Source organism: Paraburkholderia sp. SIMBA_054, from assembly GCF_046534875.1.
Taxonomy (GTDB): domain Bacteria; phylum Pseudomonadota; class Gammaproteobacteria; order Burkholderiales; family Burkholderiaceae; genus Paraburkholderia; species Paraburkholderia hospita.
The window spans coordinates 1-240 of the sequence record NZ_JAWRXV010001603.1 but is presented as its reverse complement, the minus strand read 5'-3'; the positions used below and the strand labels follow the sequence as shown (position 1 = coordinate 240).

Genomic DNA, 240 nt, shown 5'->3' with positions numbered 1-240 from the left:
CGAAGAGCTTCGATTGCTCACCAGCAAAAACTATCATGTCGAGGAGAACCTGTTCGACGCACTGCAGAATGCCGATCACTGGATACGAGTCTCCGGAAGTCTCAAGGCCATCGCAGTCACTATTTCCAAGCTATCATCCGATCTTAGATTGATGTCTTCTGGGCCACGCGCTGGCTTAGCCGAGATTAGGTTGCCAGCGGTACAACCAGGCTCATCGATCATGCCGGGCAAGGTTAATCC

1 protein-coding gene is annotated in these 240 nt (G+C 52.1%); it reads left to right on the top strand.

Annotation, left to right across the window (positions count from 1 at the left end):
• Positions 1-13: 13 nt before the first annotated feature.
• Positions 14-240, top strand: a 227-nt coding sequence (locus tag SB822_RS60480; protein ID WP_410859571.1) for a lyase family protein, incomplete at its 3' end; no start/stop codon positions are given.